This window comes from Telluria sp. GW821-FHT07G12 (assembly GCF_059418525.1).
Window position 1 is genome coordinate 1,669,827 of sequence record NZ_JBWKQA010000001.1, and the last position, 21,400, is coordinate 1,691,226.

Below are 21,400 nucleotides of genomic sequence, written 5' to 3' on the forward strand. Positions count from 1 at the left end.
ACACCGTGATACAAAGGCAAATGACGCTGCGGCTTGGCAAATGCTCTAAAATGTCGGGTTATATTCTACTCAGCGGTGCCGCCGGTCTTTCCTGCGCCATCCCGTCCAACGGAGATTCTATGAAGAGTTCGATCCTGTATGCCGGCGCTGTGCTGGCATGCGCGCTTGGCCTGTCCGCCTGCGGCGGCGGCGATGGCGACCTGCCCCTGGCCGTGTCGATTGCCGGCGGCGTGACCAAAACCGGCCTGGTACTGGTTAACCGGGGCAACGGCGAGGAACTCGCCGTCCCGGCCGGCGCCGCCACCGTCCAGTTCACGAAATACCTGTCGACCGACGACGAATTCAACATCGAAGTCAAGGCCACGCCGTCGAACGTGGACAAATGCACGGTCAGCAACGGCAAGGCGCGCGCCAACTATTACACGGTCTATACCACGGCGCCGTCGGTGTTCTGCACCATCAAGACCCATGACCTGGGCGTGACCGTCAACGGCCTGACCAGCGCCGGCCTGGTGCTGGTTAACGGCTCCGACAAACAGGCGGTGACGGCGAATGCCGGCGCGGCCGTGACCGTGCCGATGGCCAAGGTGCCGGAAGATGGCCCCTACGGCATCACCATCCTGACCCAGCCGGACACCCAGACCTGCGCCATCAGCAACGGCAGCGGCACCATGACCGCCACCGGCCCGAGCACCACGCCGGTCGTCACCTGCGGTCCCAAGACCTAATCTTCTGGAGAGTAAAGTATGAAGTTCCACCTCGTGCGCCCGGCCCTGGTCCTGGCTTCATCCCTGGTCCTGGCATCCTGCGGCGGCGGCGGCAAGGAGACCTATCCGGTCAAGGTGACGGTCGCCAACGTGCAGTATCCGGGCCTGATCCTGACCACCAACGGCCAGGAACTGGCCGTGAACCCGCCCGCCAAGGCCGGCGACAACGTCGTCCTGAACTTCCCGAACGGCCTCGACTACGGCACCTACTACAACGTGATCCCGAAGGGTGGCACCGCAACCAGCGGTACCGGCTCGCAGCCGAAGCACCAGAGCTGCCAGACCAACGGCTATCCGCGCGAGTACGGCACGGCAGGCCAGACCGCCTCGGTCGACTCGGCGCGCACCCCGGCGATCGAAGTCTATTACACCTGCGCGATCCTGTCGTATGAGCTGAGCGGCACGGTCACGGGCCTGGAAGGCGTCGACGCCAGCGTCACGCTGATCAACGGCAGCAACAGCCAGATCACGCTCACCAGCACCGCCACCACGACCACCGCGCTGCCGTTTACGCTGTCGCCCGTTCCCTACAACACCAGCTTCGGCGTGACCGTGCTGACCCAGCCGACCGGCTACACCTGCACGGTTGCCAACGGCACCGGCGTCATGAACGACGCGCTGGAAGCACTGGGCGGCAACAAGACGGTTGCGGTAACCTGCAAGAAGAACGCCTGAGGCGAAAGGTAGTTTCGGAGGAGATATATTTGTTGCGTATATCAAATATTCCAAACAAAAATTGGACTGATATACCGTGAAGCAGCATACTGCTTCTGTCTCCTCCAACTCTCCTCAGAAAAGAATTGGATTTAAGCCCGCCTCAACAGCGGGCTTTTTTTTCGCCTCATTCAGGCGCAGCGCTTACAGCGCGGCCTTTTCGGCGGCGCTCAAGCGCTTCGCCGTCACCACCACCACTGCCATCTTCTGCCCCTGGACCGACATCTGGGCTTCCTGGCGCACGCGTGCGCTCTCGCTGGCGGCGCTGGCGACGCTGGTGACACCGATCAGGAAGGCGGCTGCCAGGAAGATCGCTTCCATGTTTTTCATGACGTTCATTTCGGTTCTCCTTCGGTAGAGGGTGTTGCGTTCTGTCTTTCGATGCTGTCACTGTAGGCGCCGGCGCCCTTGCCTTCCAGCGGTCTGCGACGAACTGCAAAAAACGCGTCATGGATGCCCAAAAAGCGAGAACGATCAACAGCCTGAGCGCCTGTGCTCGCCATACTCGACGGCGGCACAAATGCGGAGGCGAAATGAGGCGGGAGAACTTTCTAAAACTTGAATCCAGCAATCCGGATGCGGACGCCAGCGTGGCCGGCACCGTGCTCGGCTGGAACCGGCTGGCCCTGCAGGCGATCCGCAAGGCGCAGCCCGGCCCGGCGCCGGCGGCGCGCACGCTGGCGGCCTTGCACACCTGCATGTACAACGCCTGGGCGGCCTACGACGACGTGGCGCGCCAGACGGCGCACGGGGTCGCGGTGCGGCTGCCGGCCATCGAACGCAGCGCGGCCAGCAAGGCTGCCGCCATGAGCCATGCGGCCCATGCCACGCTGGCCGAGCGTTTCCCTGCGCAAGGCGCCGTATTTGAAACCAGGATGGCTGCCTTGGGCCTGGATCCGGCGGCGGGCGGCGGTCCGCTGAGCCCGGCCGGCATCGGCCGCGGCCAGGCCGCCGCCATGCGCGCCTTCTGCCGGCGCGAGGGCGCCGGCCGGCTGGGCGGCCTGGTCGGCCATGCGGCCCTGGATACGCCCCAGGACCTGCCGCCGGTGGTCGAGCCGGCGCCGGGACGCTGGTTCCTGCCGGCCCATCTGCTGTCCGAACACGACGGCTACAGCGACGACCAGGACGTGCGCCTGTTCTTCGCACTCGCCAACGCGCTCGCCGATGCCGGGACGCTGGCCATCCAGGGCAGCCTTGGTGCCGCAGCAAGCGAGGTGATCCGGCGCTTTACGGGCGACAGCCGTTTCGAGGTGGCCGGCTCGGCCGGGGAGGAACTGGGAAGGAAGAGCGGCGCGCGCGCATTCGACGGCGCGCGCCGTTACTGGGAAGGGAAGCTCTGAATTACGAGGCGGGTTTCAGCAGGTTGGCCAGCGCCACGTACTGCTCCAGCCCAACCGCTTCCGGACGCGCGCCCGGATCGATGCCGGCCTCGACCAGCTGCGCCTCGGTGAACATGCCGGCCACGCAATTCTTGATGACCTTGCGCCGCTGCGAGAAGGCTTTGGCCACCACCGCTTCCAGCGTGGCGGCGTCGGCCGGCAGTTGGCGCTTGGTCGGCACCATGCGCACGATCGCCGAATCGACTTGCGGCGGCGGATCGAAGGCGGTGGGCGGCACCACGAACAGCATCGCCATGTCGTAGCGCCATTGCAGCATCACGGACAGGCGGCTATACGCCTTGGTGCCCGGTTCTGCCACCATGCGCTCGACCACTTCCTTCTGCAGCATGAAGTGCTGGTCCTCGACCAGATGGGCAAAGTCGGCCAGGTGAAACAGCAGCGGGCTCGAGATGTTGTACGGCAGGTTGCCGACCACGCGCAGCTTCTTCCCCTCCGGGACCGGAATCGAACCGAAATCGAACTTCAGGGCGTCGCCGGAGTGAACCGTCAGGCGCTCGCGCGGATAGGCCTTTTCCAGGCGCGCCACCAGGTCGCGGTCCAGCTCCACCACGTGCATGTGGTCGAGCTCCTTGAGCAGCAGTGCGGTCATCGCCGCCAGGCCGGGGCCGATCTCGACCATGGTTTCGCCCTTGCGCGGGCCGATCGAGTCGATGATGTCACTGAGGACGTGGGCATCGGTCAGGAAGTTCTGGCCGAAGCGCTTGCGGGCTACGTGTTTCATGAATTTTTCTTAGGTTGTTGCTCGGGCACGGACCATGGACAGGGCGACGCGGATCGCCTCCTCCATGCTGCCGCAATCGGCCAGGCCGAGGCCCTGGGCGGCCAGGTCCAGCGCGGTGCCGTGGTCGACCGAGGTGCGGATCAGGGGCAGGCCCAGCGTGATGTTGACGCCGCGCCCGAAGGTGGCGTGCTTGAGGACCGGCAGGCCCTGGTCGTGGTACATGGCCAGCACGGCGTCGGCGTCCTGCAGGTACTTCGGCTGGAACAGGGTGTCGGCCGGATACGGGCCGCGGGCGTCGATGCCGCGCGCCTGCGCCGCTGCCAGCGCCGGTTCGATCGTGTCGATTTCTTCGCGGCCCAGGTAGCCGTTCTCGCCGGCGTGCGGATTCAGGCCGGTCACCAGGATGCGCGGCGCGGCGATGCCGAATTTATGGCGCAGATCGGCGTGCAGGATGTCCAGCACCTGGTCCAGGGTCTCGCGCGTGAGCGCGGCCGGCACATCTTTCAGGGGCAGATGGGTGGTGGCCAGCGCCACCCGCAGATACGGCTGATCGCCGCCCGGCGAGCCGGCCAGCATCATCACCACCCGGGGCGTGCCGGTCTTCTCGGCCAGGTATTCGGTGTGGCCGGAAAAGGCGACGCCGGCATCGTTGATGGTGCTCTTCTGCAGCGGCGCGGTGACGACGGCCTCGAACCAGCCGGCCTTGCAGCCTTCGATGGCCAGGTCGAGCGTGGCCAGCACCGCGCGGCCGTTATTGGCGTCGAGCCGCCCCGGCACCACGTGGGCATCCAGCGGCACGTCGATCACCGGGATCGTCGCCGGACCGAAGTGCGGCAGCCCGCTGTGGCGCAGCGCCATGGTGGACAGCGCCGACAGGCGGATGTCCGGATCGATCAGGCTGGCCGTCATCGACAGGAAGGCGGCGTCGCCGACCAGCACGCAGCGCGCCTGCTCGCGCAGGGCCCAGGCGGCGCGGATCGCGATCTCCGGGCCGATCCCGGCCGGCTCACCGACCGTGACCGCCAGCGTGGGACGTGGGCCCGGGATGCTCATTGCTTACTTGTCCTCGCGGAACTCGACATAGGCACGGTCGCGGGTCTGGCGGGCCCAGTCTTCCATCGCTTCCTGGCGCTTGCGCTCGGTCAGGACCTGGCGCGCCGTCGCACGTTCCTTGTCCTTCGAGGTGTCCTGGGTCTTGCGCTCGACCACCTGGATGATGTGCACGCCGAACGGGGTCTTGACCGGGTCCGAGATCTGGCCCGTCTGCAGGCCGTTCATCACGGTCGCGAGTTCGTCCGGGATGTCGCCGGGTTCGAGCCAGCCGAGGTCACCGCCCTTGGGGGCGCTGTCCTGCGAATACTGGCGCGCCAGGTCTTCGAAACTGGCCTGCTTGCCCTCGATCTTCGCCTTCAGGTCGAGCAGCTTCTTGCGCGCTTCTTCCTCGGTCTGGGTCGGGGTGATCTTCAGCAGGATGTGGCGGGCGTGGGTCTGCTGCACCGAGGCCGCGGCCGCATCGGCGCCTTGCTGCGCGGCTTCCGGCTTGCGCACGTTGTTGACCTTCAGGATGTGGAAGCCGACGTTGGTACGCAGCACCGGCGTCACCTGGCCCGGCTTCAGCTTCACCAGTTCGGCGGCGAACGTGGTCGGAAGGCGGTTCGGATCGCGCCAGCCCACCGAGCCGCCCTGCAGGGCGTCCGGGGCGTCGGAATAGGTGGTGGCCATCTTGGCGAAGTCGGCGCCGGTGCGCAGCTGGCGCGCGACCTCGTCGGCACGCGCCTTGCGCGCCGCGATCTGCTCGGGCGAAGCGTTTTCCGGGATGCGCACCAGGATCTGCGAGAGGTCGATTTCGACGCGATCGGCAGCGGCGGCCTTCTCAGCGGCCAGGTAGGTGTCGATCTCGGCGTCCGAGACTTGGATCTTGGCGTCGACTTCATGGTCGACCAGGCGCTGCATGATGATCTCGTTGCGGATCTGCTCGCGGAACTGGGCGAAGGTCATGCCCTCTTTTTCCATCTGGTTGCGCATGTCCTGCACGCTCATCTTCTGCGATTCGGCGATGCGGCCGATGGCGCGGTCGAGCTCGAGGTCGGACACCTTGATGCCGTATTCCTTGCCCAGCTGGAGCTGGGCGCGCTCGGTGATCATTGCCTCGACCACCTGGCGGCGCAGGTCGTCCGCATCGGGCAGCTGGGCGTTCTGCCCTTTCAGGCGCTGCGTGATCTCATTGACGCGGTTCTCGACTTCACGCCTGGTGATGACCTCGTCGTTGACGATGACATAGACCGAGTCGATGACCTTGGCATTGCTGGCGGCCGGCGGCAGGAAGCCGGTCGACTGCGGGGCGGACGGCTTCGCAGCCTGGGCTGGAGCGGCTTGGGCCAGGACGTCGCCGGCTGCGATGGCGCACAGGAGCACTGCGGCCAGCTTGACTTGATGCAAACGGGTAGTACGCATATTCAGGGAAGCACTCATTTCAGGGTTTCTAGTTGTCCATGGCCAGACGCTCAAGGGCGGCCGACGTTGGTGTTCAGCCGGGTGTAGCCCGGGATGCTCTTGTTAAAGGTTTCCAGCGCATTATTACCAGTGCTCAGGCTCGACAGGCCATTGAGCTGGAGCTGGAAGAAGATCGGCGTCGAGGTGGTCTGCAGCGCGGTCACGAAACGCTGCGCGCCCAGCCGGAACACCCAGCAGTCCGCCTTGTACTCGAGGCCGACGAGGCCCTCGAGCAGCTTGCGGTCGCGCACCGAGTAGCTGGCGCGCGCCACGCCATACCAGCGCCGCGCCAGCGGCCACTGGCCCGACACTTCGGCATTCCGGAAGCCGCTGGCAAAGCCGAGGGCGTCGCGCTGGAACCGGTACTCCAGATTCAGCACCTTCATCGGCGCCGGATTCCACTGCACCCCGTAGTTCATGCTGTACAGGCTGCGGCTTTGCGCATCGTATTGTACGCCGCTGTCGAAGGTCCAGGTCTCGGAAATGCGGCCGGAGGCGGCCAACAGTGCGTCCGAGCGGGTCACGTTCAGGGTTTCGGCGCCGTTCAGGCGCACCTTCGGATCGCTGAAATAATAGCGGCTGCCCGCCACCAGGCGCAGGCGCTCGGCGCCGTTGCTCTCGATGAAGCGCGAGACCACGGCCGCCGTCACCTGGTTGGCGTCCGACACGCGGTCGGCGCCGACGAAGCGGTTTTCCGTGAACAGCTGGGCGTAGTTGAAGCCTGCCACCCCGGTGTCGAAGTTCGGGATCGCGCTCTGGTCCTTGTACGGGGTACGCACGTAGAACAGGCGCGGTTCCAGGGTCTGGGTCGAATTCTCGCCGAACAGCGAGCTCTGGCGTTCGAAGATCAGGCCGCTGTCCAGGGACACGGTCGGCAGCACGCGCGAGATCTTGTTGCGCGCCTCCCTGGTGACCGGATCGACGGTGTTGTTGTCCAGGTCGTACTGGGTCGCGTGCAGGATCGCCTTGGGCGTGATGAACCAGCCGGGGCGCAACACCGGGAAGCTGAGCTGGCCGATCAGGTTGGCGCGGTTGCCCTGTACGAACTGGTCGTTCGGGTGCGAGAAGCGCACCAACTCGGCATCCACGGCCCAGTCGAAGCCGCCCAGCACGTCGTAGCGGCCGGCGTGGAAGTTAATCTGCGGCAGGCGGTCGTAGGGACGCGCCACCGTCAGCAAGGCCGCGTTCGGATTGTTCGGATCCTGCGAAGCCGGGTCCTGCAGCACCTGGTAGCTCTGCACGCGCGCGTTCAGGCTCCAGTAATGGCCCGAGTAATCGGTGCGCAGCTCGCGCAGCAGCTGGCGCTCGGCGCTGGCCGCCACCGTGCGCGAGAAGTCGGACGGGTATTCGTTGTCGGAGGCCGCGTGCGCGTTCCAGCCGAAGCTCCAGCCCGGCGCCAGCACCTGGCTGTGCAGGGTGTCGACCCACCAGCGGTCGCGGTTGGCCACGCGGTCGTTCGGCAGCACCTCGATGTGGGTCTCGCCGCTGTAGGGGCCTTGCGAGGTTTCGCCGAGGTAGCGCCCGGTGGCGCCCATCTGCAGGCCGCGGTTGAAGATATAGCGCGGGTACAGCGTCAGGTCGCGGTTCGGGGCGATGTTGACGTAATACGGCACCATGACTTCGGCCGCGCCCTTGGAGCCGGTGCCGATCGACGGCGGCAGCCAGCCCGAGCGGCGCGCGCCCGACAGCGAGAACGACAGCGCCGGGGTGCCGAGGATGGGCACGTCCTTGAAGTAGATGATGGTCTTGCCGGCAGTGCCGACGTCGCGCCCGCTGTCCAGGTTCAGGGTGCTGGATTTCAGGTACCAGTCCGGGTCCGGGCCTTCGCAGGTGCTGTAGGTGCCGTCCACGACCAGCGCCTGGTTCTCGCCCAGGAAGTCGATGCGCCTGGCCTTGCCCTGGCCGTTAGTCGCCTGGAAATGGTAGGCCGGGTTCAGCACCCAGCCTTTGCCGGTTTCCAGGTTCAGCTGCAGGGCGTCGCCCTTGTAGCGGTCGCCGAAGCGCCACATCGTGATGTGGCCCTGGGCGGTGACTTCGTCCTCGACCTGGCGGTAGCAGGCGGTGTCGGCGGTGACGCCGGTGGCGCCGCGCGTGACTTCCACCTTGCGGAACATGTTCAGCTCACGGTCGGGGCGGCCGGTGAATTCCTCGGCGCTCATGGTCGTGGGCTGGTCCTGGTCGTCGGTACGCGGGCCGGCGGGCGCGGTCTGCGCATACAACGGCCCCGCGGCCACGGCGACGAGGGCGGAGAAGGCAGCGGCGCGCCGCGGCGGGAAAGGAAGGGCCGTAATCCAGCTCATGAAAGATCGCGTTGCACCATAGAGGGCGATTTTTTGGATTGAATCCCTTATTATATGGGAATATTCATCACCAACCGGATTCACCGGGACGCTTCATGTCTTCTCTGTCTCAACAATCTCCCGCCCCCATCGACAAGGATGCCCGCCTGGCCCAGCTGACCGTATGGCTGGGCAGTCTGGACGTGGTCGACGTCGGGAGCATGCGTCCGGCGTCCGCCGATGCCAGCTTCCGCCGCTACTTCCGACTCGATGTTGTGCCGGCGCTACGCGCCAAGCTGGGCGACACCCTGGTCGCCATGGACGCCCCGCCGGAGCGCGAAAACGTGCCGGCCTTCATCCACGTCGACGGCCTGCTGTTCGACGCCGGCGTGACCGTGCCGGCCATCGTCGCCCGCAAGGTCGAGGACGGCTTCCTGCTGCTGTCCGACCTCGGCACCACCACCTACCTGCAGCGCCTGAATGCGGACAACGCCTCCTTAATGTACTCGGATGCGGTGGACGCGCTGATCAAGTTCCAACTCTCCAGCCAGCCCGGCGTGCTGCCCGAATTCGACCGCGCCTTCGTGCTGCGCGAGCTGAACCTGTTCCCGGAATGGTTCATCGGCCGCCACCTGGGCGTGACGATGAGCGACAAGCAACAGGCCCAGCTGGACAAGGTGTTCGAAGCCATCTGCGCCAACGTGCTGGCCCAGCAGCAGGTGTTCATGCACCGCGATTTCCATTCCCGCAACCTGATGTTCATGGACCAGGGCAACCCGGGCGTGCTGGACTTCCAGGACGCCGTGTACGGCCCTATCACCTACGACCTCGGCTCCCTGATGCGCGACGCCTACATCCAGTGGGACGAGGAATTCGTGCTCGACTGGGTGGTGCGCTACTGGCAAAGCGCCAAGCAGATGGGCCTGCCGGTCAACCCGGACATCGACGCCTTCTACCGCGACTTCGAATACATGGCCCTGCAGCGCCACCTGAAGATCCTCGGCATCTTCTGCCGCCTGAACTACCGCGACGGCAAGCCGAACTACCTGGGCGACCTGCCGACCGTGATGGACTACGTGCGCAAGACCGCCAACCGCTACACCGAACTCAAACCGCTGCTGCGCCTCCTCGATGCCTTCGAGGACAAGGCGCCATCGGTCGGTTACACCTTCTGATTCCCGGACCGAACGCATGAAAGCCATGATCTTCGCCGCCGGCCGCGGCGAGCGTATGCGTCCGCTGACGGACACCTGCCCCAAGCCCCTGCTCAAGGTGCGCGGCCGCCCGCTCATCACCTACCACGTGATGAACCTGGTCCGCGCCGGCATCAAGGACATCGTCATCAACCACTCCCACCTCGGCCACATGATCGAGGAAGAGCTGGGCGACGGCAGCCGCTACGGCGCGCGCATCGTCTACTCGCACGAGCCGGTGCCGCTTGAAACCGCCGGCGGCATCGCCAATGCCCTGCACCTGCTGGGCGATGAGCCCTTCCTGGCGGTGTCCGGCGACATCTACGCGCCCTACTTCGACTTCGAGCAGGTGCTGGACGCGCTTCCTGACAATGACGCGGTGGGCCAACCGATCCCCGTCGACAAGCGGGATATCGCCTGGCTCTACCTGACGCCCAACCCCTGGCACAACCCGGAAGGCGACTTCGGCCTGACCATGTACACCTTGTCGAACGAAGGTTCGCCGAAGTGGAATTTCGCCGGCATCGGCGTCTACCGTCCTGAAATGTTCGACGGCGTCAAGGCTGGCGAGTTCCTGAAATTCGGCCCGCTCATGCGCAAGTTCATCGATGAGAAACGGGTCGGCGGCGAGATCTACGACGGCGAGTGGGTCAACGTCGGCACCATGCGCCAGCTGGAAGAACTCAACGCTCCCTACGCCTCCAAAACCAAGCCATGACCAATTTTGCAGCACGCCGTGCGCGCCTGGCCGCGCAGATGCTGCCGGCCGCGGTGGCCGTGCTGCCTACCGCGCCGGAAGTACTGCGCAACGGCGACAGCGACTACCCCTACCGGCACGACAGCTATTTCTATTACCTGACCGGCTTCGGTGAACCGGAAAGCCTGCTGGTACTGGTGGCCGCCTGCGGTGAGCGCCCCGCGCGTTCCATTCTGTTCTGCCGCGAAAAGAATGTCGAACGCGAGATCTGGGACGGCTACCGTTATGGTCCCGAGGCTGCGCGCGCAGCCTTCGGCGTGGACGAAGCCTGGCCGATTTCCGAACTCGATACCCGCCTGCCCGACCTGCTGGCCGACGCACCGGCGCTGTACTACGCCACCGCCTCCAGCGCCTCGCTGGACGCCCAGGTACAAGGCTGGATCAAGGCGGTGCGCGCCCGTTCGCGCAGCGGCGTGACCGCGCCCTCTAACTTCCACAACCTGCTACCGCTGCTGGACGAGATGCGCCTCATCAAGGACGCAGGCGAACAGGCGACCATGCTGCGCGCCGGCGAGATCTCCGGCCAGGCCCATGCCCGCGCGATGCGCGCTGCCCGCCCCGGCCTGCACGAATACGCGCTGGAAGCGGAGCTGCTCTACGAATTCCGCCGCAACGGCGCCCAGTTCCCGGCCTACACGCCCATCGTCGCCTCCGGCCCGAACGCCTGCGTCCTGCACTACAACGTCAACGACCGCCTGATGCAGGACGGCGAGCTGGTACTGATCGACGCCGGCTGCGAACTCGATGGCTATGCGTCAGACATCACCCGCACCTTCCCGGTGAACGGCCGTTTTACCCCAGCCCAGCGCACCCTGTATGAACTGGTGCTGGCGGCCCAGGAGGCGGCCTTCGCGGCCATCGCCCCGGGACGCCCCTACAGCGCCTTCCACGAAGCAGCCCTGCGCGTGCTGGTGCAGGGCATGCTGGACCTGGGCCTGATCCCGGCCGGCCAGTATGCCGACGTGGAGGACGCCATTGCAGGCAAAGCTCACGTACCCTTCTACATGCACGGCACCGGCCACTGGCTGGGCATGGACGTGCACGACGTCGGCGCCTACCGCGACCTGACGCAGGCGGATAAACCTTCGCGCGCGCTGCAGCCGGGGATGGTGGTGACGGTGGAACCGGGCATCTACGTGCGCCCGGCGGAAGGCGTGCCGGAAGCATACTGGCACATCGGCATCCGCATCGAGGACGACGTGGTCGTGACCGAGGACGGTTATCGGATCCTGACCGCGAGCGCGCCGAAGACGGTGGAAGAAATCGAAGCATTGGTTGGAAAGGGCGTATGAGCAGCGAGACGATGACTGAAGAGACGCTGGTGGCCGACGTCGCCATCTGCGGCGCCGGCCCGGTCGGCATGGCGCTGGCCGCCCTGCTGGCGCGGCGCGGCGTAGCGAGCAAGCGCATCGTCCTCATCGACGGCAAGTCGCTGGGCCAGGCCATCTCCGATCCACGCTCGATCGCGCTGGCCTGGGGCAGCCGCCTGCTGCTGGAAGACGTCAAGGCCTGGCCCCTGCCTGCCACGGCGATTCACCAGATCCACGTATCGCGCCGCGGCCACCTGGGCCGCAGCATGATGGACCGCGAAGAGCACGATCTCGAAGCGCTGGGCTATGTGGCGCGCTACGGCGACGTGGTCGACGCCCTCGCGCGCGCCTGCGAGCGCGCCGGCGTGCAGGTGCTGCGCCCGCTGCGCGTGACCGACATCCACGAAGGTCCCGACGGCGTACGGCTGCAGCTGGACGATGGCCGCAGCGTGCAGGCGCAAGTCGCCGTGCAGGCCGAAGGCGGCGTGTTCGGCGAGCAGGCCGACAAGACGATTACGCGCGACTACGGCCAGACCGCCGTGATTGCCCGCGTGTCGACCAGCGCCCCGCTCGCGCACCGCGCCTTCGAACGCTTCACGGACGAAGGCCCGCTGGCCCTGCTGCCGCAGGATGGCCTTGATGGCCACCAGTACGCGCTGGTCTGGTGCGTGCAGCCCGAGCGCGCCCAGCGCCTGCTTGACCTGGGCGAAGACGCATTCCTGCACGAGCTGGGCGAGGCCTTCGGCGAGCGCCTCGGTCGTTTTACGAAGGTGTCGCCACGCGTCGCCTTCCCGCTCGGCCTGAACGCGGACCCGCGCGCCACTGCGCGTACGGTGGCGATCGGGAACGCGGCTCAGACCCTGCACCCGGTGGCGGGCCAGGGCCTGAACCTGGGCCTGCGCGATGCGGCCGTGCTGGCGCGCTTGCTGGCGCGCGAGATGACGCCAGCCGCGATCGACCGCTTTGCGATGGAGCGCGAAGGCGACCGCGGCATGGTGATCCGCGCCACCGACACCATGGCGCGCGTGTTTGCGGACAAGGGGCCGCTGCAGCCGCTGTTCGGGCTGGCGCTGGCGGCGCTGGATACGGTCAAGCCGGCGCGGATGCTGCTGGCCGAGTTGATGATGTTCGGCCGCCGCTGATTCGCTGCGTGGGCACGGGGTGCCCACCCTACCGGCCCTTGTAGGGTGGGCTCCCCGAGCCCACGGTACCTAGCCTGGTTTCGTCGCTTCCATGAATAATGAGGTCGGGTCGATCACGGCCCCATCTTTGACGTCCAGCTCATAGGCCTGCCAGTCCGGGATCGCACTGCTGTGCGCATCCACCCGGCGCACGTTCGTGAAGCCGGCCTGCTCCAGCAGCCTCCCAAGCGAATAGCGGTCGTACATCCACATATGGATTTCCCCGCTCAGCCGGAAGGCGCCGATGCGCAGGGCCTCGCTGCCCAGCTTGTCGCGCAGCTTGACGCGCAGGTGGCTGGCCAGCTTCTTGGGCGTGACTTTTTTCAGCTTGCTCATCAGGGGCGCCGCTTGCGCGCCGGCGCTGCCGTCCGCCTGCTTGCGTCCGCGCTCGATGATGCTGCGGCCGACATGCCCGATGCGCTCGACGATGTAATCCTCGTTGGGTAGACGCGGCTGCTTGAGGAAATCTCCCATCTCGCCTTCCGGCCGGTTTCGCACGGTCTGGTCGAACAGCTCGAGCAGGATCCAGTCGTAGTTGGCGCTTGAGACTGCGCTCGGATGCTCGAGGTTTTCCTTCAGGTGGCGCAGGTATTCGATGGCGATGTTTTCCAGGTCGGGCACCACCACGCGCAGCACGCCGCCGGGTTTCAGGACCCGCAGGCATTCGCCCACGAACGCGGGCGCCTTGTCCTTGGGGACATGCTCCAGCACCTGGGAATGGTAGACGACGTCGAACTGGTTGTCGGGATAGGGAAACCCATGCAGGAGATTGTGGACCTCGACGTGCGGACTGCTCGAGGCCATGTCGACATTGGTCCACGCCGGGTGAAACTTCTTGCCGCAACCAACATTGAGATAGTTGATTTTTTGCATGGCTGCCTCTACGAAGGGTGTAGACAACCGATCCAATATATCAACTTCGCAAATGCAGCCGTGGACGATACGCAAATCTGTGGCGGACGCGGCACGGTTGGCCGCGCCCGCTTCTACCTACTTACTCTACCGCTTTCACCATCGATTCGATCACCTTCTTCGCATCGCCAAACACCATCATCGTGTTCGGCTGGTAGAACAAGTCGTTGTCCAGGCCCGCATACCCGGACGCCATCGAACGTTTGTTGACGATGATGCTCTTGGCTTTGTATGCCTCCAGGATGGGCATGCCGGCGATCGGCGATTTCGGATCCTTGGCGGCAGGGTTCACCACGTCGTTCGCGCCCAGCACCAGCACCACGTCGGTCTGGCCGAACTCGCCGTTGATGTCTTCCATCTCGGCCACCTGGTCGTAAGGCACCTCGGCCTCGGCCAGCAGCACGTTCATGTGGCCCGGCATGCGGCCTGCCACCGGGTGGATCGCGTAGCGCACGGTCACGCCGTGTGCCGTCAGCTTGTCGACCAGCTCCTTGACCGTGTGCTGGGCGCGCGCCACCGCCAGGCCGTAGCCCGGCACGATGATCACGGATTCCGCGTTCTGCAGGATGAAGGCGGCGTCCTCCGGCGAGCCGGATTTGACCGGACGCTGCTCACGGGCAGCCCCGGCGTCGGCACTTGCGGCCTCGCCGCCGAAGCCGCCCAGGATCACGTTGAAGAAGGAGCGGTTCATCGCCTTGCACATGATGTACGAGAGGATCGCGCCGCTCGATCCCACCAGCGAGCCGGCGATGATCAGCATCGAGTTATTCAGCGAGAAGCCGATGCCCGCCGCCGCCCAGCCCGAGTAGGAGTTCAGCATGGACACCACCACCGGCATGTCGGCGCCGCCGATCGGGATGATGATCAACACGCCCAGCACGAACGACAGCACGGCCATCACGATGTAGGGTGTCCAGGCCGGGGCCACGCCATCCGAGAAGCAGAACACCAGGCCCAGCGCGACGATGGCGATCGCCACCAGCAGGTTGATCAGGTGCTGGCCCGGATAGCGCACCGGCGCGCCCTGGAACAGGCGGAATTTGTACTTGCCGGCCAGCTTGCCGAAGGCGATCACGGAACCGGAAAAGGTCACGGCGCCGACGAAAGTACCGATGAACAGCTCCAGGCGGTTGCCGAAGGGGAGCGCGGCGCCGCGGGCGGCGATGTTGAAGGCCCAGGGCTCGGACACGGCGGCGATCGCGATGCAGACGGCAGCAAGGCCGATCAGCGAGTGCATGGCGGCCACCAGTTCCGGCATCTTGGTCATCTCGACGCGGCGTGCGGCAATCGCGCCGATCGTGCCGCCCACCACCACGCCCAGCAGCACTAGTCCAAAACCCATGCCGCCGGTCCGGATCTGCTCCTGCAGTTTGAACATCAAGGCGATCGTGGTGACCACGGCGATCGCCATTCCGCTCATACCGAACACATTGCCCATGCGCGCCGTCGACGGCGACGACAAGCCCTTCAGCGCCTGGATGAAGCAGACCGACGCCACCAGGTAGAGCAGCGTCACCACATTCATGCTGATGAAATTCATGCAGCCTCCTTTTGCTGGACGGCGGGCGCCGCCTTCGCATCGCGGGAAGCCTTCGGTTCCTTCTTCTTGAACATCTCCAGCATGCGCTGGGTGACCAGGAAGCCGCCGAACACGTTGACCGCCGCCAGCGCCACGGCCAGCGTGCCCGCGACCTGGCCGGTAAGGCCCTCGGTCAGGCCGGCCGCCAGCATGGCGCCGACGATGATGATGGCCGACACCGCATTCGTCACCGCCATCAGCGGCGTGTGCAGGGCCGGCGTGACGGTCCACACCACGTGGTAGCCGACGTAGATCGCCAGCACGAAGATGATCAGGTTGATGATCGTGTGACTGATTTCCATTCTCTGCTCCTTCCGAATTCCGGTTACCGTCATTCCCGCGGAAGCGGGAATCCATGCTGAGGCGATGTGCACGCTGTGTATGGAGGGAATAGTGCCAGTGGCACTGTTCCCGCCTGCGCGGGAATGACGTTAGGTGTTATTTACGTAGCACTTCGCCGTCGGCGCACACCATCACGGCGCGCACGATCTCGTCCTCGCGGTCGATGGCAAGCTTGCCTTCCTTGTCGACGATGAGTTTCAGGAAATCGAGCACGTTGCGCGCATACAGGGCCGAGGCGTCGGCCGCCACCATGGCCGGCAGGTTCGGCTCGCCGATGATGGTGACGCCGTATTTGTTCACGGTCTTGCCGAGTTCCGTCAGCGGGCAGTTGCCGCCCTGCTCGATCGCCATGTCGACGATGATGGAGCCAGGCTTCATGGCCTTTACCGTGTCTTCGGAGATGAGGACCGGCGCCTTGCGGCCGGGGATCAGCGCGGTGGTGATGATGATGTCGGCCAGCTTCGCGCGCTCGTGCACCAGTTCGGCCTGGCGGCGCATCCAGTCGGCCGGCATCGGACGCGCATAGCCGCCCACACCCTGCGCGATCTCCTTCTCTTCGTCGGTAATGAAAGGCACGTCGATGAACTTGGCGCCCAGCGATTCCACCTGCTCCTTCACGGGCGGGCGCACGTCGGACGCTTCGATCACGGCGCCCAGGCGCTTGGCGGTGGCGATCGCCTGCAAGCCGGCCACGCCGACGCCCATGATCAGCACGCGCGCCGCCTTCACGGTGCCGGCGGCCGTCATCAGCATCGGCATGAAGCGTTGATAAGCGTTCGCGGCCAGCATCACGGCTTTATAACCGGCGATGTTCGCCTGCGAAGACAGCACGTCCATCGACTGCGCGCGCGTGATGCGCGGCGCGGCTTCGAGGGCGAAGGCGGTAAGGCGCTTGTCGGCCATCGCCGCCAGGTTTTCGGTATCGAAGGGATTCAGCATGCCGACCAGCGCGGCGCCGGGCTGCATCAGGGTGCGCTCGTCCGCGTTCGGGGCGCGCACCTTCAGCACGAGCTCGGCGCCGAAGGCTTCCTCGGCGCTGCCGAGGCGGGCACCGGCGGCCACGTAGGCATCATCAATCACGGAAGCATGCAGGCCGGCGCCGGCCTGCACGATGACTTCATGCTGGGCTGCCAGCTTCTTGACGGTTTCGGGAGTTGCAGCGACGCGTGTTTCACCTGGCCTGGACTCGGCCGGCACACCAATCTTCATCATGCCTCCGTATAATTGATAAACTGTCTACAATCTAGCATGCCAAAGTGGACAAGAGCCGTTGTCAATACCGATCAGTGGTATTTCGTAAACAGATCGGCAATTTTCCAGCCCAACGTGTTACAGACCTAGGCATATCCCACTGTTTTTTGTATCAAATCAAGCGAAAACCCTGGCCGGAACTGTTGCAATGCAGCGTGCGTGCAAGCAACGACCTTTTCATCAAGGTAGAATGTCGGCACATTTTCAAGGACGCGCATGACCCATACCTTCAGACCATCGGTGACCGTCGCGGCCATCATCCAGCGCGATGACGGCCGCTTCCTGCTGATCGAAGAGGAAACCAGCGACGGCATCCGGTTGAACCAGCCGGCTGGCCACCTCGATCCGTTCGAATCGCTCGAACAGGCGGTCATCCGCGAAGCCATGGAAGAAACCGCGCACGAATTCATTCCCGAGGCGCTGGTCGGCATGTACATCTCGCGCTACCACTCGAAGTCGCGCGGCACGGACGTCACTTACCTGCGCTTCACCTTCTGCGGCAGGCCGGGCAAGCAGTACGACCAGCCGCTCGACGAGGGTATCCTGCGCACCCTGTGGATGACCCGCGACGAGCTCGCGGCCTGCCAGGAACGCCACCGCAGCCCGACCGTGCTGAAATGCGTGGACGATTACCTGGCCGGCAAGCGCACCTCGCTGGACCTGATCTACACAGATGAGTCCGTCTACCATGGCGGACTGCCACTCCAACCGGACGTAACCTGAGCAATCGCTGGAAAAGACAATGAGCAAGAAAAAAGTCGTGATCGGGATGTCGGGCGGCGTCGACTCCTCGGTCGCGGCCTGGATGTTGAAGGAACAGGGCTATGAAGTCATCGGCCTGTTCATGAAGAACTGGGAAGACGACGACGATTCCGAATACTGTTCCACGCGCCAGGACTGGATCGACGCGGCCAGCGTGGCCGACGTGGTCGGCGTGGACATCGAGGCCGTCAACTTCGCCGCCGAATACAAGGACCGCGTGTTCGCGGAATTCCTGCGCGAGTACCAGGCCGGCCGCACGCCGAATCCGGACGTGCTGTGCAACGCCGAGATCAAATTCAAGGCCTTCCTCGACCACGCCATGAAGCTGGGCGCCGACCTGATCGCGACCGGCCACTATGCGCGCGTGCGCCAGAACACCGGCAACGGCAAATTCGAGCTGCTGAAGGCCTTCGACTCGACCAAGGACCAGAGCTACTTCCTGCACCGCCTGAACCAGGCGCAGTTGTCGAAGGCCCTGTTCCCGCTGGGCGAGATCGCCAAGACCGAAGTCCGCAAGATCGCCGAGAAGCTGCAGCTGCCGAACGCCGCCAAGAAGGATTCGACCGGCATCTGCTTCATCGGCGAGCGCCCCTTCCGCGAATTCCTGGGCCGCTACCTGCAGCACAAGCCGGGCCCGATCAAGCTGGATAACGGCCAGACGGTCGGCGAGCACGTCGGCCTGTCCTTCTACACGCTCGGCCAGAGAAAAGGCATCGGCATCGGCGGCCTGAAGTCGCACAAGAACGCGGACGGCACCAGCGAGCCCTGGTTCGTGGCGCGCAAGGACATCGCCAACAACACCCTGTACATCGTGCAGGGCCATGACCACCCGTGGCTGCTCTCCGCAGAGCTGGGCGCGGGCCAGGCCAGCTGGATCGCCGGCGAAGCGCCGGAGCCACGCGCGCTGTCCGCCAAGACCCGCTACCGCCAGGCCGACGTGGCCTGCAGCGTGGCGCCCGAAGGCCTGGACCGCTTCACCCTGCGCTTCGACGAGCTGCAGTGGGCGGTGACGCCGGGGCAGTCGGCAGTGTTGTATGACGGCGATGTCTGCCTGGGCGGCGGCATCATCGACCAGGCCAGCGCTGTCTGATTCGTCATTCCCGCTTTCGCGGGAAGTCGGGTCGGGCAATGCCCGGCACGACGGATGAGCAACTGTTGCATCCTCTCCGCAAAATTTCACGAAATTTGCCCACGCTTGCCATTTCTCCATCGAACTCTCGGTCGAAATGCCGTAATCTTCACCAAAGTTGCCACACGGCAAAATAATTGAAGAGCACAGGGAACAGTAATGGCTGAAGGCATCGTTAGCAACACGACAGAAGTGCTGTCGTTCCGGCTGGGCGGCGAAGAGTACGCGCTCAGCATCCTGAAGGTCCAGGAAATCCGCGGCTACGACAACGTCACCCGCATCGCGAGCGCGCCCGACTACCTGAAGGGCGTGGTCAACCTGCGCGGCATCATCGTCCCGATCGTGGACATGCGCATCAAGTTCAATGTCGGCAATCCGACCTACGACGCCTTCACCGTGGTGATCGTCCTGAACATCAACGGCCACACGATCGGCGTGGTGGTCGACAGCGTGTCGGACGTCGTGACCCTGACGCCGGACCAGATCAAGCCGGCGCCGGACCTGGGCGCCAGCGTCGCCGCCGACTACCTGATGGGCTTGGGCACCGTTGGCGAGCGCATGCTGATCCTGCTCGACATCGACAAGCTGCTCAGCTCCGAAGAGATGGGCCTGCTGACCGCCGCGCGCAGCGCCTGAGTCAGCCCCCGCGGTGCTGCTTGACGATCGCCAGCACCGTGTTGCGGATCGTCTTGAGCACCGCATCCGCCTTGAAAGGCTTCACGATGAAGCCCTGCACTCCGCGCGCCAGCGCCGCCTGCACCGCGGGCGCGTCCAGCGTGCCGGACACCATGAAGATCATGGTCTTCGGCAGCTTGGCGCGCAGCTGCTCGACCACGTCGTTGCCATCCTCGACCTGCTCGCGCGCGATGCAGAAAATGTGCGGATGGTGTTTCTGCGCCAGCACGAAGCCGGAATGGCTGGTGTGGGTCTGGCCGACCACTTCGTAGCCGCCGTCCATCAGCACGGTGTTGAGCAGGCCGCGCGAAATCGCGTTCGAGTCGACAATCACTGCCTTCAGCATCGTTCTTTCCTTGTCATCAGAAGGCGTCGTACGCCAGCATATTCCACGTCACCCCGAGCTTCACGTCGGTCTTCAGCTCGACCAGCTTGCGCGAGACCTCGAGGATGTCGCGCTCGGCGCGCAGGCGTTCTCCCAGCGGCGTCTTGAGGATGCCGGCGCCGGCCATCACGGCCTGCAGGTCGCCGTAGGCATTCAGCAGGCGCGCCGCCGTCTTCATGCCGATCTTCGACACGCCCGGCACGCCGTCGGTCGGGTCGCCCATCAGCGCCAGCAGGTCGTGCAGGCGCTCGGGCGCGACCCCGAATTTGTTCCGCACCCAGGCATCGTCGTGCCACTCGCCCTTGAAATGGTCCCACACCAGGGCCCCATGCGCGATCAGCGCGTGCAGGTCCTTGTCGGTGGTGGCGACGACGGCGTCGCCGCGTCCTTCCGACAGCCAGCGCATCACGCCGGTGGCGATCACGTCGTCGGCCTCGACCTCGGGAATCATCAGCACGTGCAGGCCGGCCTCGCGCAGGCGCTCGTGGAATTCGGGCAGGGCATTGCGCAGGTCCGAGGGCATGGGCGCGCGCCCTTCCCGGTAGCGCGGATACAGCGCGTGGCGCCAGGTCTGGCCGCCGTAATCGAAGGCCGCCAGCACGTGGGTCGGCGCATGCGCATCCAGCACGTTGCGGAAGGACGAGAAGGCGTGGCGCAGGGCGATGCTCGCCTTCAGGTCGGAGTCCGGCTCGGGACTCGCCTCGTAGACCCGGCGGACGATGTTGAGGCCATCGATGGCCAGCAGCTTTGCCATAGGCTTACTTCACGAAATCGTACTTCCCGCCCCGTTCGAGCGCGCGCCGGTAGGCCGGGCGTGCGTGGATGCGTTCGAGGAAGGCGCTCAGCTTCGGATACTGCGCATCCAGTCCGCCGCGCGCCGCGGCCGCCTCCAGCGGGAAGCTGAGCTGGATATCGGCCGCCGAGAATTCGTCGCCGGCAAACCAGGCACGGTTTGCCAGTTCGCCTTCGAGGAAGGCCAGGTGCTGGCGGATCTGCGGCAGCACGAAGCTGTCCTTGACCTTGTTGGCGATGGCGCGCGCGATCGGGCGCACGAAGAAGGGCGCGGGCGTGCTCTCGACGCGATCGAACACCAGCTTCAAAAGCAGCGGCGGCATCGCCGAGCCTTCGGCATAGTGCAGGAAATAGGTGTAGCGCATGCGCTCGGGCGTACCGGCCGCGGGCGCCAGGCGGCCATCGCCGTAGCGTCCGACCAGGTAGTCGATGATGGCGCCGGATTCGGCCACGATGATGTCTCCGTCCTGGACGACGGGCGATTTGCCGAGCGGGTGCACGGCGCGCAGTTCCGGCGGCGCCAGCATCGTCTTCGGGTCGCGCTGGTATTTTTTGATCTCGTATTCCAGGCCGAGTTCCTCCAGCAGCCACAGGATGCGCTGGGAGCGGGAGTTGTTCAGGTGATGGACGATGATCATGAGAGGCCGGGGTCGCTTGAAATGGCGCTAGCTTAGCATTGTTGCACGCACGATTGGGACGGCAATTGCACGCAGGCTCGCGCTTTGAGTTATGCTTTAATGCAACTTTTAACAATGTTG

General features: G+C 65.2%; 22 protein-coding genes. 10 read left to right on the forward strand and 12 right to left on the reverse strand.

Going from position 1 to position 21,400, the window contains the following annotated elements:
* Positions 1–119: 119 nt before the first annotated feature.
* Both AC07PE_RS07700 and AC07PE_RS07705 read left to right on the forward strand, forming a co-directional pair.
* Complete coding sequence (locus AC07PE_RS07700) at positions 120–728, forward strand: hypothetical protein (protein ID WP_498762799.1); 609 nt, start codon at positions 120–122, stop codon at positions 726–728.
* An 18-nt stretch (positions 729–746) separates the two neighbouring features.
* Positions 747–1,442, forward strand: a complete 696-nt coding sequence (locus AC07PE_RS07705; protein WP_498762800.1) for a hypothetical protein — start codon at positions 747–749, stop codon at positions 1,440–1,442.
* 183 nt (positions 1,443–1,625) lie between these two features.
* Here AC07PE_RS07705 and AC07PE_RS07710 read toward each other — a convergent pair whose 3' ends face one another.
* On the reverse strand, positions 1,626–1,820 hold the full coding sequence (locus AC07PE_RS07710) for a hypothetical protein (RefSeq protein WP_498762801.1): 195 nt from the start codon (positions 1,818–1,820) through the stop codon (positions 1,626–1,628).
* 194 nt (positions 1,821–2,014) lie between these two features.
* Here AC07PE_RS07710 and AC07PE_RS07715 point away from each other — a divergent pair, with 194 nt between their 5' ends.
* Positions 2,015–2,821, forward strand: coding sequence for a DUF6851 domain-containing protein (locus tag AC07PE_RS07715; protein WP_498762802.1), 807 nt, complete (start codon positions 2,015–2,017; stop codon positions 2,819–2,821).
* A 1-nt stretch (position 2,822) separates the two neighbouring features.
* Here AC07PE_RS07715 and rsmA read toward each other — a convergent pair whose 3' ends face one another.
* Genes rsmA through AC07PE_RS07735 form a run of 4 tightly spaced genes read right to left on the reverse strand, consistent with a single transcriptional unit; the run spans position 2,823 to position 8,395 of the window.
* Positions 2,823–3,602, reverse strand: a complete 780-nt coding sequence (gene rsmA, locus AC07PE_RS07720) for a 16S rRNA (adenine(1518)-N(6)/adenine(1519)-N(6))-dimethyltransferase RsmA (RefSeq protein ID WP_498762803.1) — start codon at positions 3,600–3,602, stop codon at positions 2,823–2,825.
* A 9-nt stretch (positions 3,603–3,611) separates the two neighbouring features.
* On the reverse strand, positions 3,612–4,655 hold the full coding sequence (pdxA, locus tag AC07PE_RS07725; protein ID WP_498762804.1) for a 4-hydroxythreonine-4-phosphate dehydrogenase PdxA: 1,044 nt from the start codon (positions 4,653–4,655) through the stop codon (positions 3,612–3,614).
* Between the two features lie 3 nt (positions 4,656–4,658).
* Complete coding sequence (locus AC07PE_RS07730) at positions 4,659–6,056, reverse strand: peptidylprolyl isomerase (RefSeq protein WP_498762805.1); 1,398 nt, start codon at positions 6,054–6,056, stop codon at positions 4,659–4,661.
* Positions 6,057–6,106: 50 nt separating this feature from the next.
* Positions 6,107–8,395, reverse strand: a complete 2,289-nt coding sequence (locus AC07PE_RS07735; RefSeq protein ID WP_498762806.1) for an LPS-assembly protein LptD — start codon at positions 8,393–8,395, stop codon at positions 6,107–6,109.
* Between the two features lie 95 nt (positions 8,396–8,490).
* Here AC07PE_RS07735 and AC07PE_RS07740 point away from each other — a divergent pair, with 95 nt between their 5' ends.
* From AC07PE_RS07740 to AC07PE_RS07755, 4 genes are read left to right on the forward strand one after another with little or no spacing between them, the layout of a single operon-like run.
* A complete protein-coding gene (locus AC07PE_RS07740) occupies positions 8,491–9,549 on the forward strand; it encodes an aminoglycoside phosphotransferase family protein (protein WP_498762807.1) in 1,059 nt (352 codons plus the stop codon).
* A gap of 16 nt (positions 9,550–9,565) precedes the next feature.
* Positions 9,566–10,285, forward strand: a complete 720-nt coding sequence (murU, locus tag AC07PE_RS07745; RefSeq protein ID WP_498762808.1) for an N-acetylmuramate alpha-1-phosphate uridylyltransferase MurU — start codon at positions 9,566–9,568, stop codon at positions 10,283–10,285.
* A complete protein-coding gene (pepP, locus tag AC07PE_RS07750; protein ID WP_498762809.1) occupies positions 10,282–11,616 on the forward strand; it encodes a Xaa-Pro aminopeptidase in 1,335 nt (444 codons plus the stop codon). Before murU ends, pepP begins: the two co-directional genes overlap by 4 nt.
* Before the next feature lie 11 nt (positions 11,617–11,627).
* Complete coding sequence (locus tag AC07PE_RS07755; protein ID WP_498762810.1) at positions 11,628–12,776, forward strand: UbiH/UbiF/VisC/COQ6 family ubiquinone biosynthesis hydroxylase; 1,149 nt, start codon at positions 11,628–11,630, stop codon at positions 12,774–12,776.
* Positions 12,777–12,845: 69 nt separating this feature from the next.
* Here AC07PE_RS07755 and AC07PE_RS07760 read toward each other — a convergent pair whose 3' ends face one another.
* The 4 genes from AC07PE_RS07760 to AC07PE_RS07775 form a co-directional block, all read right to left on the reverse strand.
* The gene (locus AC07PE_RS07760; protein WP_498762811.1) at positions 12,846–13,688 is read right to left on the reverse strand and encodes a class I SAM-dependent methyltransferase; all 843 of its coding nucleotides are present in this window, start codon (positions 13,686–13,688) and stop codon (positions 12,846–12,848) included.
* 121 nt (positions 13,689–13,809) lie between these two features.
* The gene (locus AC07PE_RS07765; RefSeq protein WP_498762812.1) at positions 13,810–15,267 is read right to left on the reverse strand and encodes an NAD(P)(+) transhydrogenase (Re/Si-specific) subunit beta; all 1,458 of its coding nucleotides are present in this window, start codon (positions 15,265–15,267) and stop codon (positions 13,810–13,812) included.
* Positions 15,264–15,608: an NAD(P) transhydrogenase subunit alpha part 2 gene (locus AC07PE_RS07770; protein ID WP_498762813.1), complete on the reverse strand. Its 345-nt coding sequence runs from the start codon at positions 15,606–15,608 to the stop codon at positions 15,264–15,266. The genes AC07PE_RS07765 and AC07PE_RS07770 overlap by 4 nt, the downstream gene beginning before the upstream one ends.
* 136 nt (positions 15,609–15,744) lie before the next feature.
* Entirely contained in the window at positions 15,745–16,857 is a 1,113-nt protein-coding gene (locus AC07PE_RS07775; protein ID WP_498763021.1) for a Re/Si-specific NAD(P)(+) transhydrogenase subunit alpha, read from the reverse strand.
* A gap of 258 nt (positions 16,858–17,115) precedes the next feature.
* Between AC07PE_RS07775 and AC07PE_RS07780 the strand changes: the two genes are divergently transcribed.
* From AC07PE_RS07780 to AC07PE_RS07790, 3 genes are all read left to right on the forward strand, one after another.
* Complete coding sequence (locus AC07PE_RS07780) at positions 17,116–17,622, forward strand: NUDIX hydrolase (RefSeq protein WP_498762814.1); 507 nt, start codon at positions 17,116–17,118, stop codon at positions 17,620–17,622.
* A gap of 19 nt (positions 17,623–17,641) precedes the next feature.
* Positions 17,642–18,751: a tRNA 2-thiouridine(34) synthase MnmA gene (gene mnmA / locus AC07PE_RS07785; protein ID WP_498762815.1), complete on the forward strand. Its 1,110-nt coding sequence runs from the start codon at positions 17,642–17,644 to the stop codon at positions 18,749–18,751.
* Positions 18,752–18,949: 198 nt separating this feature from the next.
* The gene (locus AC07PE_RS07790) at positions 18,950–19,426 is read left to right on the forward strand and encodes a chemotaxis protein CheW (protein ID WP_498762816.1); all 477 of its coding nucleotides are present in this window, start codon (positions 18,950–18,952) and stop codon (positions 19,424–19,426) included.
* A 1-nt stretch (position 19,427) separates the two neighbouring features.
* On the opposite strand, the gene AC07PE_RS07795 is transcribed toward AC07PE_RS07790, so the two are convergent.
* Genes AC07PE_RS07795 through AC07PE_RS07805 form a run of 3 tightly spaced genes read right to left on the reverse strand, consistent with a single transcriptional unit; the run spans position 19,428 to position 21,280 of the window.
* Positions 19,428–19,811 carry an ANTAR domain-containing response regulator gene (locus tag AC07PE_RS07795; RefSeq protein WP_498762817.1) on the reverse strand — a complete coding sequence of 128 codons (384 nt, stop codon included), beginning with the start codon at positions 19,809–19,811 and terminating at the stop codon, positions 19,428–19,430.
* A gap of 16 nt (positions 19,812–19,827) precedes the next feature.
* Entirely contained in the window at positions 19,828–20,604 is a 777-nt protein-coding gene (locus AC07PE_RS07800; protein ID WP_498762818.1) for a 5'-3' exonuclease, read from the reverse strand.
* Between the two features lie 4 nt (positions 20,605–20,608).
* The gene (locus tag AC07PE_RS07805) at positions 20,609–21,280 is read right to left on the reverse strand and encodes a glutathione S-transferase (RefSeq protein ID WP_498762819.1); all 672 of its coding nucleotides are present in this window, start codon (positions 21,278–21,280) and stop codon (positions 20,609–20,611) included.
* Positions 21,281–21,400 lie beyond the last annotated feature (120 nt).